This is a genomic window from Humibacillus sp. DSM 29435 (genome assembly GCF_001758225.1).
Taxonomy (GTDB): Bacteria; Actinomycetota; Actinomycetes; order Actinomycetales; family Dermatophilaceae; genus DSM-29435.
This window is the reverse complement of record NZ_MAST01000001.1, coordinates 1-14,302: the sequence shown is the minus strand read 5'-3', so window position 1 is coordinate 14,302 and position 14,302 is coordinate 1. Positions and strand designations below refer to the sequence as shown.

15 protein-coding genes and 1 tRNA gene are annotated in these 14,302 nt (G+C 68.3%); 12 read left to right on the top strand and 4 right to left on the bottom strand.

The features are described 5' to 3' along the window. The first annotated feature begins 7 nt into the window (after window positions 1-7). On the top strand, window positions 8-988 hold the full coding sequence (locus BA895_RS00070) for a CoA ester lyase (protein WP_083282877.1): 981 nt from the start codon (window positions 8-10) through the stop codon (window positions 986-988). Next, on the top strand, window positions 985-1,800 hold the full coding sequence (locus BA895_RS00065) for a MaoC family dehydratase N-terminal domain-containing protein (protein WP_070189863.1): 816 nt from the start codon (window positions 985-987) through the stop codon (window positions 1,798-1,800). The genes BA895_RS00070 and BA895_RS00065 overlap by 4 nt, the downstream gene beginning before the upstream one ends. Before the next feature lie 1,063 nt (window positions 1,801-2,863). Here BA895_RS00065 and BA895_RS00060 read toward each other — a convergent pair. Beyond that, complete coding sequence (locus BA895_RS00060; RefSeq protein ID WP_175442206.1) at window positions 2,864-4,606, bottom strand: GMC family oxidoreductase; 1,743 nt, start codon at window positions 4,604-4,606, stop codon at window positions 2,864-2,866. Window positions 4,607-4,969: 363 nt separating this feature from the next. Between BA895_RS00060 and BA895_RS00055 the strand changes: the two genes are divergently transcribed. From BA895_RS00055 to BA895_RS23355, 6 genes are all read left to right on the top strand, one after another. After that, window positions 4,970-5,224, top strand: coding sequence for a hexameric tyrosine-coordinated heme protein (locus BA895_RS00055; protein WP_070189861.1), 255 nt, complete (start codon window positions 4,970-4,972; stop codon window positions 5,222-5,224). 32 nt (window positions 5,225-5,256) lie between these two features. Then, complete coding sequence (locus BA895_RS00050) at window positions 5,257-6,897, top strand: SulP family inorganic anion transporter (RefSeq protein ID WP_070189860.1); 1,641 nt, start codon at window positions 5,257-5,259, stop codon at window positions 6,895-6,897. A 390-nt stretch (window positions 6,898-7,287) separates the two neighbouring features. Further along, complete coding sequence (locus tag BA895_RS00045; RefSeq protein ID WP_070189859.1) at window positions 7,288-7,674, top strand: hypothetical protein; 387 nt, start codon at window positions 7,288-7,290, stop codon at window positions 7,672-7,674. Window positions 7,675-7,945: 271 nt separating this feature from the next. Then, a complete protein-coding gene (locus tag BA895_RS00040; protein ID WP_070189858.1) occupies window positions 7,946-8,254 on the top strand; it encodes a hypothetical protein in 309 nt (102 codons plus the stop codon). Window positions 8,255-8,308: 54 nt separating this feature from the next. Further along, window positions 8,309-8,512 carry a helix-turn-helix transcriptional regulator gene (locus tag BA895_RS00035; RefSeq protein ID WP_070189857.1) on the top strand — a complete coding sequence of 68 codons (204 nt, stop codon included), beginning with the start codon at window positions 8,309-8,311 and terminating at the stop codon, window positions 8,510-8,512. Then, window positions 8,509-8,751: a hypothetical protein gene (locus tag BA895_RS23355; protein ID WP_139142446.1), complete on the top strand. Its 243-nt coding sequence runs from the start codon at window positions 8,509-8,511 to the stop codon at window positions 8,749-8,751. The genes BA895_RS00035 and BA895_RS23355 overlap by 4 nt, the downstream gene beginning before the upstream one ends. Window positions 8,752-9,071: 320 nt before the next feature. On the opposite strand, the gene BA895_RS00030 is transcribed toward BA895_RS23355, so the two are convergent. Further along, window positions 9,072-9,161, bottom strand: a tRNA-Ser gene (locus BA895_RS00030). An 11-nt stretch (window positions 9,162-9,172) separates the two neighbouring features. Then, window positions 9,173-9,670, bottom strand: coding sequence for a nucleoside deaminase (locus BA895_RS00025; protein ID WP_070189856.1), 498 nt, complete (start codon window positions 9,668-9,670; stop codon window positions 9,173-9,175). Window positions 9,671-9,686: 16 nt separating this feature from the next. Here BA895_RS00025 and upp point away from each other — a divergent pair, with 16 nt between their 5' ends. After that, entirely contained in the window at window positions 9,687-10,325 is a 639-nt protein-coding gene (upp, locus tag BA895_RS00020; protein WP_070189855.1) for a uracil phosphoribosyltransferase, read from the top strand. Between the two features lie 38 nt (window positions 10,326-10,363). Here upp and BA895_RS00015 read toward each other — a convergent pair whose 3' ends face one another. Then, a complete protein-coding gene (locus BA895_RS00015; RefSeq protein WP_070189854.1) occupies window positions 10,364-11,347 on the bottom strand; it encodes a small ribosomal subunit Rsm22 family protein in 984 nt (327 codons plus the stop codon). Between the two features lie 201 nt (window positions 11,348-11,548). Here BA895_RS00015 and BA895_RS23790 point away from each other — a divergent pair, with 201 nt between their 5' ends. From BA895_RS23790 to BA895_RS00005, 3 genes are all read left to right on the top strand, one after another. Beyond that, on the top strand, window positions 11,549-11,716 hold the full coding sequence (locus BA895_RS23790) for a hypothetical protein (protein WP_175442205.1): 168 nt from the start codon (window positions 11,549-11,551) through the stop codon (window positions 11,714-11,716). A 21-nt stretch (window positions 11,717-11,737) separates the two neighbouring features. Beyond that, a complete protein-coding gene (locus BA895_RS00010) occupies window positions 11,738-12,625 on the top strand; it encodes a PH domain-containing protein (protein WP_070189853.1) in 888 nt (295 codons plus the stop codon). 135 nt (window positions 12,626-12,760) lie between these two features. After that, window positions 12,761-14,260, top strand: a complete 1,500-nt coding sequence (locus tag BA895_RS00005; protein ID WP_070189852.1) for an amino acid permease — start codon at window positions 12,761-12,763, stop codon at window positions 14,258-14,260. The last annotated feature ends 42 nt before the right edge of the window (window positions 14,261-14,302 follow it).

The following is a 14,302-nucleotide window of genomic DNA, read 5'->3' as shown; positions in this document are numbered from 1 at the left end:
GGGCTTCATGAGTGACCAGCGGTATGCCGCTCACCACGCGGCTCACCACGCGGCTCACCTCGCTGCCGCCGAGGCCGCTTCTCCAGCAGGCGCGGCGGGCGCTGCGACGCCCGCCGCGGGGTGGGCGCGCGCGCTGTCGGCCGCCGCCCTGCTGTTCGTGCCGGGCGACCGGCCCGAGCGCTTCGACAAGGCGGTCGCCGGCTCCGATCTGGCGATCCTCGACCTCGAGGCGGCCGTGACGGATGACGCCAAGGCGCCGGCCCGCGAGAACATCCGCGCCTGGCTCGAGGCCGGCGGGGTGGCCGCGGTTCGGGTCAACGTGCCCGGCAGCGACGAGCACGTGCTCGACCTCGCCGCCCTCCGTGGTGCGCCAGGCGTCGTTGCCGTGGTGGTGCCGCTGGCCGAAGACGTCGATGCCCTCGGCCTCGTTGCCGAGCAGGTCGGGGCGCCCGTCATCGCGCTGGTCGAGTCGGCGCTCGGGGTCGACCGGGCGAGAGAGCTGGCGGCCGCCGACGCGGTGGTGCGGCTCGCGTTCGGGTCGCTCGACTACTCGCTCGACGTCGATGCCGTCGAGTCGCGCGAGAGCCTGCTCTTCGCCCGGTCCACCCTCGTCGTCGCCTCCCGGGTGGCCGGCATCGCCGCCCCCATCGACACGGTGACCACCGACGTGTCACCCGACGGCCCGGTCAGCTCGGATGCCGCTCACGCCCGCGGTCTCGGGTTCTCGGGGAAGCTGTGCATCCATCCGGCCCAGGTGGCCGCGGTGCGGGCCGCCTTCCGGCCCGATGCCGACGAGATCGCTTGGGCGACAAGAGTGCTCGCGGCCACGCCCTCAAGAGGCGCGGTCAAGGTCGACGGCCACATGGTCGATGCGCCGGTGCTCGAGCGGGCCCGGCGCGTGCTGGCCCGGGCGACACCCGAAACCAGCGGCCCGAGCGGCCCGAGCGACGCCAATGACCCGAGCGGCGCCAGCAAGGCCACGCGATGACAGCCACGCCAGACTCGCTGACGCGTACCGAGGTCATCGGCCCCGAACCGTCCGCGTCCCTGGCCGCCCTGCTCGACATCGACGCTCCGACCGACGGCCTGCTGCCCGAGCTGTGGCACTGGGTGCACCTGCTGGCCCGACCCCGAGAGAGTCTCCTCGGCGTTGACGGCCACCCCGTGTCGGGGATCCCCGCCCCGCCCGGCCCGGGCCGGCGACGGATGTTCGCCGGCGGCCGGGTGACCACGCTGCGCCGGCTGCGCATCGGCGAGGAGGCGGTGCTGGTGTCGCGGGTGGAGAGCACCGCCGAGAAGCACGGGCGCAGCGGGCCGCTCACCTTCGTCACGGTGCGCAACGAGGTCCGCCAGGGTGGTGCACTCGCGGTCGTCGACGAGCAGGACATCGTGTACCGCGCAGGCGGCACACAACCGCTGCCTGCGACGGCGCCCGCCGACGCGTCCATCCCGGTCAGGTCACAGCGGCTCGACCTCGCCGTCGACGAGCGCCTGCTCTTCCGGTTCTCGGCCGTGACCTTCAACGCCCACCGCATCCACTACGACCTCGACTGGGCCCGGCACGAGGGCTACGACGGGCTCGTCATCCACGGACCGTTACAGGCTCTGCTCATGGGCGAGGTGACGCGACGGAACGGGGTGTCGCTCGTCGGCCGCGAGTTCGCCTACCGGCTCCTGGTGCCACTCACGCGGCCCCAGGTGGTCACGGCCGTCTCCGTCGAACCCGGGGTCGAGCACGGAGCCCAGGTCTTCGGCGCCGCCGGTCACCTCACGGCCACCAGCACCCTCACGCCGGCCTGATCCTGCCCCGCCCGGCTCCAGTACGGGAAACGCCGGGCAGCTCCCAAAGGGCTGACCGGCGTTTCCGCAGCTGTTTGGCGGTGGCGGTGGGATTTGAACCCACGGTGGAGTCACCCCCACACACGCTTTCGAGGTCTGGGACCCACCGTTCGCCAGGGTTCCCGAGGGTGATCGCGTGCTTAGGGGTTCCTCGGGATGGACTGTCCCGACACAGGCCGAACAAGCGCGAACGAGACTGAAATGAGACCACGGCCTGGAGTGGTAGGGCGCCCGCTGCGTCGATGGAGCGAGAGGGAAGCAAACGCCCCCAGTGGCCGATGAGCGGTAAGCGCTCGTCGAGGAAATGTAAGTGATCAATCCAACCGACTCGCGGGATGCTCGATCGGCGGGGGTTGAGATGCGGCTTGCCCCCCACAACGGTGGACACGAGGCCGAGGCGGATCCCAGCAATGCTTACCCCAGGGATGAGCATTGCTCAAGGTCGCCTCGATGCCAGGTGCACCAGCATCAGTAGGCTGGCGGCGGCGAAGCTTGCGCTGGCGGCCACAAGGAACGGCCGGGCAGGCGGGTGAGCAGGGGTGCGGGGCGACCGCGGCGATGAGGGCGCGCATGGTGAAGGGAAGGAACCGCAACTCTGCACCGATCGGGTCGAAACCCCAGGCTGTGGCCCGGCGCATGTTCTCGGCGTCGGAGGTGACACTGCGCAGTGGGTTGGGCGCGCGATGACGGCGACTCCGTTGTCGTGCAGTCGCGATCACACCGGACCAACTTGCGACTCGGCGAATGCTCCATGGACCGGGACGACGGTGATGACTTCAGACACGTGGACTCTCCTTGGTGAGGTGGCACCGAGGTGAATGGGTCGCCCTCCGGCGAACGCGACTATGAGCCCGACATCGAGCGGTATCGAGTGCTCGCCTCGCATGGCTGTCTCGATGGGGTGAGCGAGGCAGTCGGCAGCATGAACCAGTGGCGTTGGACGCAGCGGATCTTGACGTGCTCGATCGGGCCGTCGGTGCTTTCCAGCACGGCTCGCCATTCAACCTCAGCGAGCGTCCCGCATTCAGGGCAGTTCGTGGTTTCCACGTTCGTTCCTGTCGGCTGTCTCGGGCTGTCCGTGGATAGCGTCGCTGTGCACGAGCGGCCTCGATACCTGTCGGAGCAGGTCTGCTGCTCGTTCGGCGATCATGATCGTGGGGGCCTGCGTGTTGCCTCGGGTGATCCTGGGCATGACCGAAGCGTCGACAACGTGGAGACTTTGGATGCCGTGGACCTGCATCGTGACCGGATCGACGACCGACATCGGGTCGGTGCCCATTCGACAGGTTCCGACGGGATGCCATTGAGTGACTACGTTCTGCTCGATCCAGGCGTCCAGGTCGGCATCGCTGGCAACACTGGCCGGACTCAGCGGTGGGCCGGTGACGGCACTGAGCGCTGAGGCCTCGAACAGGTGAAGGACACGCTTGAGGGCAAGCCTCAGGCGGGTCCGGTCGGCAGGGTCGCTGAGATACCGCGGGTCGATGACAGGTGGGGCGGTGGGGTCGGCCGAGCCGAGGCGGACACTGCCTCGGCTGCTCGGGGTGACCAGCGAGATCACGCAGGTGACCGCGGCAGTCTCGAGTGGGGTCAAGGCGGAGGTGATGCCGATCAGCAGCGGTGAGAGCTGGAAGTCGGGCGCCTCGAGGTGCTCGTGGGTTCGCAGCAGGGCCGCGGCCTGCCCGAGGGAGGCGAGCGGCCCGCGTCGCAGCAGCTGGTAGTTGCGAACGTCGTCGGGTTGCAGGGCGTTGAGCATGCGGCTGCCGTCGGTGACCGGCCAGACGGCGGGGAGCAAGGGGTGGTCGTGAAGGTTCTCGCCCACGCCGGGCAGATCCGCGACGACGTCGATTCCGTGAGCGCGCAGATCGTCAGCCGGACCCACCCCGGAGAGCATCAGCAGCTGCGGGGTGCGAAGCGCACCGGCGCAGAGCACCACCTGGACTTGGGCCCGGACGTGTCTTTCCGACCCGGTGCTTGCGCTGTCGCGGTAGCGCACTCCCACCGCGCGGCCCGACTCGATGATGACCGAGGTGACGTGGGCGCCGGTCACGACGGTCAGATTCGCCCTCCGGGCGGCGGCCGTGAGGTATCCCGCGACGACGCTGTGTCGGGTACCGTCCCGGATGTTGCTCTGGGCCAAGCCGATACCCTCGCGCGCGTAGCCGTTGAAGTCATCGGTAAGCGGCAGCCCCTGCTCCACCCCGGCCGCGACGAAGGCCATGGACAGCGGATGGACGTCGCGCGGTGGACTGACCGCCATCGGTCCGTCGGAGCCGTGCGTCTCCCCTGCCCCGAGGCTGTCGGTTTCAGTGCGGCGCAGGTAGGGGGTCACGTCGGACCATCCCCATCCGGTCGCTCCGTCTCGCTCCCAGCCGTCGTAGTCGACCGGCATTCCTTGGAACCAGTACATGAAGTTGATGCTGCTGCCACCGCCGATGCCGCGTCCCTGCGCCAGCGCCACCTGCCGGCCACCAAGCGCTTCCTGTGGGGTCGTGTTGTCGGGCCAGCAGGCCTCGGCTATGTGGGTGAACGCCCCGCCCGGCATCAACGCAGTGGCTTCCTCCCCGGTGGCGGTTCCAGACTCGAGCAGAAGGACCCGGCAGCGTGGATCTTCCGACAGTCGGGCGGCCATCACGCAGCCAGCGGCTCCGGCGCCAACCACGATGACGTCGACGTCCTCCGCCACCGGGCTGGGGTTCGATGAGACTGGGCTGGCGTGGGGGAGGTTCGCGGGGTCCGGGGTTGCTTCGGGGATGTCGTGCGACATGGCTGTTCCATTCGGGTTACGTGAGCAAAGGGGCTTCGGGCACCGGGTCACCGATCGGATGTGCCAGTCAGGGCGCCCTCTACCGAACCATTCCTCACGATGGGTACCTGAGTCTTCGGTCATTCGACGCAATCGTCGCAATCGACGAAGGCACGTATCCCTCACCCCTGATCGAGGGATCCTGACCGATTCCTCGGTCTGGTCGGCCAAAACTGCAGGGCGTCGAAGAGCTGCGTTTGATGGCAAGTCGCGGAGCAGGACACCATGCGTCCCGCATTGAGTCGTTTGACCGAAGCCGGACCGTCATCGGCCGCCCTAATCTCTGCGTGGCCTACTGCATGCACCACCAACTGAAGGAGCGTCATGAACCGCGTCCCAGACTCCGAACTCGTGCTCGTCCCCGGAGACACCCTGATCACGGCAACACCCGGCGAAGGCCGTGAGCTCGCCTTCACTCTCGCCAGGCACAGCATCCACAACATCCAGCCGGACCTGGATGCGCTCAAGGCCGGACGGCCCATCTACTCCGTCAACCCCGACAGCCTGATTGCCGCCAGCCAGGTCGTTGCGATCGAGTTTCAGACGATCGCGGCGGCCAACCACTACTGGCGTCCCTGATCGCTTCGTACCCGGTTCATCTTCCTGACGGCATGAGATCCTCGCCAGGGGGCCGTCCCCTCGCGCTCCGCGCGAACATCCTCGGTGCGCTGACCGCCGTCTGCATCGTGGCACCGGAGTGCGTGGCCTTCGCGCAGCTGGCCGGAATACCCCCCGAGCGCGGCCTGGTCGTCGCCCCGGTCGGCATCCTGGCCTACGTCCTCGTCGGCCGGTCGCGCCTGCTGTACGTGACACCGCTGGCAGCGACCGCGATCCTCACCGCCGTCACCGTTTCCGGCCTCCGGGTGAGCCCTGCGGACCGGCTGGTGGCAACCGCCGCCGTGGCGTTGGGCGCTGGAGTCATCCTGCTTATCACTGGCGTGGCCCGGTGCGGCTTCATCGTGCACTTCCTGCGGCCCGAGGCCGTGACCGGCTTCTTGTTTGGTCTCGCCGTCGTGGTCATCGTCCGCGAGCTCGCCGTTGCGACCGAGACGGATCTTGGCGAGGGCAACGCCGCCACGCGGGCGTTACGGCTGTTCGGCAACCTCTCGCACTGGCATCTCGCGTCGGTGGTCTTCACCGGCCTCGCGTTCGGGCTGCTCCTGGGCCTGGAGCGCTGGCGGCCAGCGCTTCCCTCTACCCTGGTCGTCCTTGTTGCTGCGTGGACCCTGAGCGTCGCGGTCCGTCTCGACCAGCACGGGCTCGCCGTTGTCGGCCCTATCCCCGATGCATTCCCGACCCTCTCCGTCCCAGAGCTCAGCCGCGGACAGTGGTCAGACCTGGTTGGCGGGTGCCTTGGGTTGGCTCTTATCTGTTTCGTGTTGTCCTTTGGGGTCGCTACCCGGATCAGCGGACCGGATGATCCGCCGCTGGACGCGAACCGGGAGATGCTCGCTCTCGGAGTCTCCAATGTGCTGGCCGGTCTCGTCGGTGGGTTGGCCGGCGCCGGTAGCCCCGAGGCGTCGCCGGCAGCCAAAGCGGTCGGCGCCACCCGCCGGTGGAGTCCAGTAGTGGCCGCGATCGCCCTTTTCGCCCTCGCCGGCTGGGGCACCGTGCTGTTCGAGAAGCTTCCCGAGGCTGCACTGGCTGCCGTGGTGATCGCCGCTGTTCGCGGGTTCGTCTCACCGGCGCCGCTCGTTGCGGCTTGGAAGAAGGACCGACCGGGCTTCGTCGTCGCTGTCTGCGCGGTGGCGGGGGTGGTTCTTCTCGGCCTCCTGCAGGGACTCCTGATCGCGGTTGGGCTGTCTTTCGTGCTGTTCGTCGCCAACGCCAGTCGCCTGCATGTTTCGGAACTGGGCCGGGTAGACCAAACCTCCACCTACCTCGCCGTTGAGCGGTTCCCCGCACTCCTGCGCCAGGACGGTGTCCTTGTGCTCCGGCCCGACGGCGGCCTCTTCTTCGCCAACGTCGACCGAGTCGTGACGCAAGTGCAGGTCGCCGTCACCGGCGCAGCTGAGACACCCCACAGCGTGTTGCTCGACCTCGGTGCCAGCTTCCGCCTCGATCAACCCACGGTTGCGGCCCTGGTTCGCTTGCGACAACGGTTAGGCCAATTTGGGGTGGAGCTGCACTTCGTGCATGTCTATCTCAAGGCTGCCGATGCCATCGCCGTTAGCTCGCTGTGCGACGTGCCCCTCCATGGAGACACAGCCACCGCCGTCTGTGCGCTCACCGCCGCGCCCCCTGCGCATTGACGAGCAATTCCGCCGTCCTCCTTGTCGATGAGACGGCCGGGCACATCGACGATCGCGGAAGCGTCAAATGCGAAACTAGGAGGCGTGGCGGTGGACCTGACCCTCATCGGGCGAGATCGGGGGCTCAACGGCCTGGCCGTTCCCCTCGCCCCTTCGCCCAGGCGGGGTTGCGCGGTCGCACTGGGCGGCGACCCGGGCGTCGGCAAGCGCCCTGCAGTCGGCCCTCGTCGATGCTGCACGCCAGCGTCATCACGAGGTCATGCTGGCGCGGGTGATCCCCGCTGAGCAGCACCTGCCGTTCGCGGGTCTGCACCAGCTGCTGCGCCCGTGCTCGACCGGGCTTGAGAGCTTCCCAAAGGGCAGCGGGAGGCGCTGCTCTCGGCCTTCGGCATGTCCGAGACCGAACAGCCGGAGCGCTTCCTTACCTCCTTGGCGGCTCTCGAGCTGTTGGGAACCATTGCCCGCGCCGCTCCGGTGCTCGTGTGCATCGCCGAAGCGCACTGGATGGACCGACCGACGCTGGATGTGATGACTTTCATCGCGCGGCGCTTGGCGTCCGAGCCGATCGCCATCCTGATGTCCATGCGACCGGAGTCGGCCGCCAGCCTTGATCTTTCGATCACCAAGGTGGACGTCGGGGCGCTCAGAGACGACACCGCCCAGGCCCTCCTGGCTCGGGAGCACCCCGGGCTCAGCCCGCTGATGCGCGGGCGAGGCCCCACACGGCTCAAGGGAACCCGCTGGCGCTGCTCGAGCTCCGATCGCCGCGGGCGGTAGCGCCGAGCTCGGTGCCGTGCCCTCCGTTTTGCCTTTGACGAAGCTTGAGCTCGCGTTTGCCGCGCGTGCTCGTCAGCTGACACGCTCAACGTTGGTCGCCTTCAGCGTTGCTGCTGTCGCGACGCGGCGGCGGTATCCGAGGTGTTAGCTGCCGCTGGCATCGTGGCTGACGCTGAGGTGTCGATGGCAGGAGAACTGCTACCACGTCATCCAGCGGTGGTTCGGGCTTGACTACTTCGCCGAAGCCGCGAGCCACAGCAACCACCTCGACGTGGCAAGCCGCGGGCTCGCCGATCTGGAGCCGAAGGCCGCGGCGACACCGGCGGTCGGCGTACAGATCTCGTTGGCCTACGCACGGGCGGTCCTGGCCCACGACGAGGATGCCGAAGAGCTGTTCTTGAGTGCCCTGGCCGTCCCGGGCTCTGCCTTTGGATGGCAACGAGGCCGGTTCGAACTCGCCTACGGCTCGTGGTTGCGTCGGCACCGCCGCGTTGTGCAGTCACGCAGCCCACTGCGCGCAGCCAGAGCGACCTTCGACGCGCTCGGCGCGACCAGCTGGGCCGGTCGCGCGAACCGTTAGCTGCTCGCCACTGGCGAGCGTAGCTGGCGCCCGAGCCAGGACTCCAGGGACCGCTTGCCGCCGCAGGAGGCCCGGATCGCCGAGCTGGCGGCTCAAGGGCTCTCCAACGTGCACATCCGCCAACGGCTGTTCTTGTCGCACCGCACGATCGGATCGCACCTCCATCGCATCTTTCCAAAGCTCGGCACCACCTCGCGCGCCCAGCTGGGAAGGGTACTGCGGCCCGACCCAGACGGCTCCGCCAAGGTGTCCGGATGAGCCAACCGTCGAGCGAGAGTGCGACAACAGGGTGTTCCGCCCTCATCCGACCTGCCGACAACGGTTTTCGGGTGTTGGCGGCACTGGCAGCAGACAAGCATGGTCGTGGTAACCGTCTGATCGGTCTTCACCTGACCATGGTGCTGATCATGGCCTGTCTCGTCCAAGCCATGCTGCTGCGCGACCGTCATTGCTGGTGGCGAGGGGCGGAACGTATGGATTTGCCGCGGATCGCATGATGCCCCGGACATGCTCGGGTCCGTCCGCCCCGACCTGACCGGGCATGACCATTACACACAGGGCCCATCCCATTGCGTCGGCTGCCCCCAGGTGCCGGCAGTACGGCGGCCCCGGACGAACACTCGCGGACACCGCGCACAGCGCCAAGCCCCCTTTCGGCGCGTGTTCCGTACAGAGGTCCCCGGGAAAACGGACGCCACTGAACGGGGCTGAACCCCCCGAACAGGCTTTCAGCGGTCTTCGCAGGCCGGGATGAGACTAAGCCTGGGAAACGCCGGACCGCACCAAAGAGGCTTGGGCCGACGTTTCCGCAGGTCAGTGGCGGTGGCGGTGGGATTTGAACCCACGGTGGAGTTACCCCCACACACGCTTTCGAGGCGTGCTCCTTAGGCCGCTCGGACACGCCACCGAGACGAAACCCTACCCGAGCCTGCGGCCCTCGAAGAAATCCACGAGCAAGGCCGCCGACTCGTCGGCGCGCACTCCGCCGACCACCGGCACCGGGTGCGTGGCGAGCGGGTCGCGGGTCAGGTCCCACACCGAGCCGCAGGCCCCGGCCTTGGGGTCCCAGGCGGCGAAGAGGATGCGGTCGACCCGGGCCGCCATGGCGGCCCCCGCGCACATGACGCACGGCTCGAGCGTGGCGATCAGCGCGCACCCGGTGAGCCGCCAGGTGCCGAGGGTTGCTGCCGCCTCGCGCAGGGCCACGACCTCGGCGTGGCCGGTGGGGTCACCGAGCTTTTCACGCACGTTCTGCCCGCGCCCCACCACGACGCCAGCCCTGTCGAGCACGACCGCACCGACCGGAACGTCCTGCGAGTCGACCGCCGCCCGAGCGAGTACGAAGGCCTCATCGAGCCCAGCGGCATCCGCCTGCTCGGATGCCGTCTCGGCGCGGGCCTTGCGCTCTGCTTTCACACGCTAAGTTTCCCTCATGGACGTTCACGTCGCCGACCACCCGCTCATCGCCCACAAACTGACGTACCTGCGCGACAAGCGGACCGACAGCCCGACGTTTCGCCGGCTGGCCGAAGAGCTCGTCACCCTGCTCGCCTACGAGGCGACTCGCGAGGTGCGCACCGAGCCGTTCGACATCGAGACCCCGGTGGCCCCGACGACCGGCATCAAGCTGGCCAACCCCAAGCCGATCATCGTGCCGATCCTGCGGGCCGGGCTCGGCATGCTCGACGGCATGGTCAAGCTGCTGCCGAGCGCCGAGGTCGGTTTTCTCGGCATGATCCGCAACGAGGAGACGCTCGAGGTCTCGACCTACGCCAACCGGCTGCCCGACGACCTCACGGGGCGCCAGGTGTTCATCCTCGACCCGATGCTCGCCACCGGCGGCACCCTGGTGATGGCGGTCGACTACCTCACGGCGAAGGGCGCAAGCGACATCACGATCGTGTGCCTGCTCGCGGCGCCCGAGGGGCTCGCGCACCTCGAGAGCGAGCTCGCGTCGACCGACATCCCGGTCAAGGTCGTGGTCGGCACGGTCGACGAGCGGCTCAACGAGAAGGGCTACATCGTGCCGGGGCTCGGTGACGCCGGCGACCGCCTCTACGGCGTCCTCTGACCTACCGACCGCGCCCTCTCCTCCCGGATGCCGCTGGGTCAGGGCAGCTCGTCGCCCCAGTCAGCGTCTCGAGCGGCCCGATACCGCAGGCCCGCCCGCTTCGAGACGACCTCCCGCCCTGCTGTGCCGTCGGGTCGGCACACCTGGAACTCGACCATTCCCTTGCGTTTCAACGGATGCCGCAGAATCCGTGCCGAACGCGCTGGTAGAGCAGGCGAGCTCGGCGACGTAGCCGCCACCCACGAGAACTTCTCGTCCTCGTACGACAGCTCCCCGCCCTTGATGCGACGGTGGTCGGCCGAACGTTCCAACCGGGTCGCGAAGTGGCACCAGTCGCCCTGCCGCAACGGGCAGTCCGCCTCGTGCGGGCACGGACCCGCCAGTCGCCAGCCCGCCTCGAGAAGCTGCTGACGCACAGTGAGGATGCGCTGGTAGCCATCGGGCGTGCCCGGCTCCACCACCACGACCGAGTCGCCGCACCGCATGGCATCGACCAAGAGCGACTCCTGCTCTGCGGGGCCCAGCTCACTGAGCACGTACGAGATCGTGACCAGTTCGCCCCGCACCTGCGGCAGGGCCCTGAACTCGGCTCGTTCGAAGCGGGCACCTGCGAGCACAGGGTCGGTCACGCAGGCCACGAGATCCCGACCCAACCGAAGGGCCTCCCCGACCTGGTCGAACACGACGATCGACTCGAGGCGGTCGAAGCACTCGGCGGCGGCCCACGCCGCTGCGCCGGTTCCCCCGCCGAGGTCGACCATCGAGCGAGGCGAGAGCCCGGCAGAGGCGAGATCGCCCAGCACCGACACGAGCGCAGCGTGGGTGGCCGGCATCCGGTAGGCCGCGTAGGCCGCCACCTGCGTCGTCGATGCCAGGATGGGCGCGGCGGCCGGTGCGACCGACCGGTAGCGGGCCACGAGGGCGGCGGTCGCGTCCGTCAGCTCCCGCGCGGGCACCGTGCGAACGACCTGACCCAACGCAGAACGCAGCTCTGCGGCGTACCGGGTCTCAGGGCTGCGCACGCGAGCAGACTACTGCCGGGCCAGATCGGCAACCGACACGCGCCCGTCAGTCACGGTCACAGCAGTCACGTGCGGCACACTGGGCACACACCTGTGCGGTGCTTCGCGAGCACCAGAGCCTGGCCCCCAGCTGTCCCGCACCCGACGACGACCTGCGACTGCGCACCGTCTCATCACATCCATCCGAAGGAGCCGAGACCGATGGCCAAAGCCCGGAAGGTCATCCTGATCGTCGTGCTGGTCTTCTTCGTCTACGCGGTGTTCCAGTCGCCCGAGAAGGCCGCCGACATCGTCACCAACATCTGGGGCGTGATCCTCGACGGCTTCACCGCGATCCGGCGCTTCTTCAACTCGTTGTTGAACCGCTGACGCTCGGCTGATCGGCTCACGATGGCCCGGAAGCGACGCAGAGACGAGGTGCCGGCAGGTCTCGCCACCGTGCTGCTCCCGGGCGAGACCTTGATCGTCGTCGTGCGCGAACACTGGGCCCACATCGTCGAACCGGTCGCCTCGACCCTGGCCGCCTTCGCCCTGGTGCTCTTCGTCGACTCGAACGTCACCTCGTCGACCGAGCTCGTGGCCACCGTGCTCTGGTGGGCCTTCTTCGCCGTAGTGATACGCCTGCTCTGGCGGCTGGCGCAGTGGCGCCACAACTGGTTCCTCGCCACCGACAAGCGGCTGTTGATGCGTTACGGCCTCATCACCCACAAGGTGGCGATGATGCCGCTCGCCAAGGTCACCGACATGACCTACGAACGCACCATCCCCGGGCAGCTCATCGGCTACGGCCGCTTCATCATGGAGTCGGCCGGTCAGGACCAGGCCCTGCGCGTCATCAACTGGGTGCCGGACCCCGATGTGACCTACCGCGCCATCTGCGCCGAGATCTTCCACATCCTGCCGCCCGGTGAGGGGCAGAGCGACGACAGCGAGTTCGACCCGGACAACCCGGCAGAACCGGGCGACAGTGGTCCAGGGGGGCCGGCCCGGTCCGGCGGCGCCGGCCGCAGAGACGACCAGGGCGCAGTCCGCGCCAACCCCAGCCCGATCTCTCGCGGCCCCGAGTCCCCCGAGTCACTGCAGCCGAACACCGGCTTCCCCGGATATCCCGACGTCCATCGGGTGCACGGCCCGGTTCAGAACCGCCTCGACTCCTACTCCCGGGCCATGCCGATCACGCCGGCTGAGGAGGGTGAGCCCATCTACCAGAGCGATGACATCCGCAAGCGTCGCCGAGCCGCCGACACCGGCCCGCTGCCGCTCTGGCCCGCCGACTGACCTGGCTGACCTGACTGCACACGGCATCCGATCGCTGCCGACGCAGAACCGCCGAGTGGTCATCTCTCGCGAACCGGGCCATGACGGGTCTACGTTGGGGCACGACACCGTCAGCGTTGACTCTGGGAGGCAGCAATGAGCATCTTCCGCACCAAGTCGATCGAGGCCTCGATGGCCTCGTCCCAAGAGGCCGAGCATCAGCTCAAGAAAAGCCTGAGCGCCCTCGACCTCACGGTCTTCGGCATCGGCGTCATCATCGGGGCCGGCATCTTCACCCTCACCGGCCGCGCGGCGAGAGACTACGCCGGCCCGTCGATCGCGCTGTCGTTCATCGTCGGCGCCATCGTCTGTGGGCTGGCGGCGATGTGCTACGCCGAGTTCGCCTCCACCGTTCCGATCTCCGGTTCGGCCTACACCTTCAGCTACGCCACGCTCGGCGAGATCATCGCGTGGATCATCGGCTGGGACCTGCTGCTCGAGCTCATGCTGGGGGCCAGCGTCGTGGCCCAGGGGTGGTCGCAGTATCTCGTCACCCTCCTGAAACAGCTGGGCATCGTCTGGCCCGACTCGGTGGGGCCGGGCTCACACTTCGACCTGCCGGCCTTCCTGCTCGTCGTCGCACTGACCCTGCTGGTCGCCAAGGGCATCAAGGAGTCGATGCGGGTCAACCTCGTGCTCGTCGGCGTGAAGCTGTTCATCGTGCTGTTCGTCATCATCGCGGGCATCTCCTACGTCAACACCGCGAACTGGTCGCCCTTCATTCCCCCGTCGCAGCCCGGCGCCACCTCCGAGGGGCTGGCCACGCCACTCATCCAGGTGCTCACCGGCTCGACGCCCGCCAGCTTCGGGGTGCTCGGCATCATGGCCGGCGCCGCCGTCGTCTTCTTCGCCTACATCGGCTTCGACGTGGTGGCGACCACCGCCGAAGAGGCGAAGAACCCTCAGCGCGACCTGCCCCGCGGCATCATCGGGTCGCTGATCATCTGCACGATCCTCTACGTCGCAACGACCCTGGTCATCACCGGCATGGTGAACTACAAGGACGTCGACCCCAAGGCCGCGCTCGCCACGGCCTTCACCACCGTGGGCCAGGACGGTTTCGCCACCCTCGTCTCCGCCGGCGCGGTAGCGGGCCTGACGACGGTGGTCATGACGCTGATGATCGGCGCCACCCGCGTGACGTTCGCGATGAGCCGCGACAACCTCATTCCCGAGAAGCTCGGCCGCACCAACCCCAAGACGGGCACGCCGGTTCGGCTCACCCTGATCATCGGTTCTGTCGTCGCCCTCATCGCCTCGCTGACCCCCATCGGCAAGCTCGAAGAGATGGTCAACATCGGCACCCTGACGGCCTTCATGCTCGTCTCGATCGCCATCCCGATCCTGCGCAAGCGCCGCCCCGACCTCAAGCGCTCGTTCAAGGTGCCCGGCAACCCCATCGTTCCCTGGCTCTCGGCCCTGGCCTGCTTCTACCTCGTGCTCAACCTGTCGATCGAGACCTGGATCCGGTTCGTGGTGTGGATGGCCATCGGCTTCATCATCTACTTCACCTACTCCCGCCACCACAGCAAGCTCGCCACCGGTGAGCCCGAGGCGGGCATCGAGGGCACCCCCCAGATGATCCGCGACCGCTGACCCCCTCCTTCCCCAGCCCCTTCCCCCTTCCCCAGCCCCTTC

What these genes read in the sequence shown, in the direction of transcription:
- BA895_RS00070 (WP_083282877.1), top strand. Translation starts at nt 8, where the DNA reads ATGAGTGACCAGCGGTATGCCGCTCACCACGCGGCTCACCACGCGGCT.
- BA895_RS00065 (WP_070189863.1), top strand. Translation starts at nt 985, where the DNA reads ATGACAGCCACGCCAGACTCGCTGACGCGTACCGAGGTCATCGGCCCC.
- BA895_RS00060 (WP_175442206.1), bottom strand. Translation starts at nt 4,606, where the DNA reads ATGTCGCACGACATCCCCGAAGCAACCCCGGACCCCGCGAACCTCCCC.
- BA895_RS00055 (WP_070189861.1), top strand. Translation starts at nt 4,970, where the DNA reads ATGAACCGCGTCCCAGACTCCGAACTCGTGCTCGTCCCCGGAGACACC.
- BA895_RS00050 (WP_070189860.1), top strand. Translation starts at nt 5,257, where the DNA reads ATGAGATCCTCGCCAGGGGGCCGTCCCCTCGCGCTCCGCGCGAACATC.
- BA895_RS00045 (WP_070189859.1), top strand. Translation starts at nt 7,288, where the DNA reads ATGTCCGAGACCGAACAGCCGGAGCGCTTCCTTACCTCCTTGGCGGCT.
- BA895_RS23355 (WP_139142446.1), top strand. Translation starts at nt 8,509, where the DNA reads ATGAGCCAACCGTCGAGCGAGAGTGCGACAACAGGGTGTTCCGCCCTC.
- upp (WP_070189855.1), top strand. Translation starts at nt 9,687, where the DNA reads ATGGACGTTCACGTCGCCGACCACCCGCTCATCGCCCACAAACTGACG.
- BA895_RS23790 (WP_175442205.1), top strand. Translation starts at nt 11,549, where the DNA reads ATGGCCAAAGCCCGGAAGGTCATCCTGATCGTCGTGCTGGTCTTCTTC.
- BA895_RS00010 (WP_070189853.1), top strand. Translation starts at nt 11,738, where the DNA reads ATGGCCCGGAAGCGACGCAGAGACGAGGTGCCGGCAGGTCTCGCCACC.
- BA895_RS00005 (WP_070189852.1), top strand. Translation starts at nt 12,761, where the DNA reads ATGAGCATCTTCCGCACCAAGTCGATCGAGGCCTCGATGGCCTCGTCC.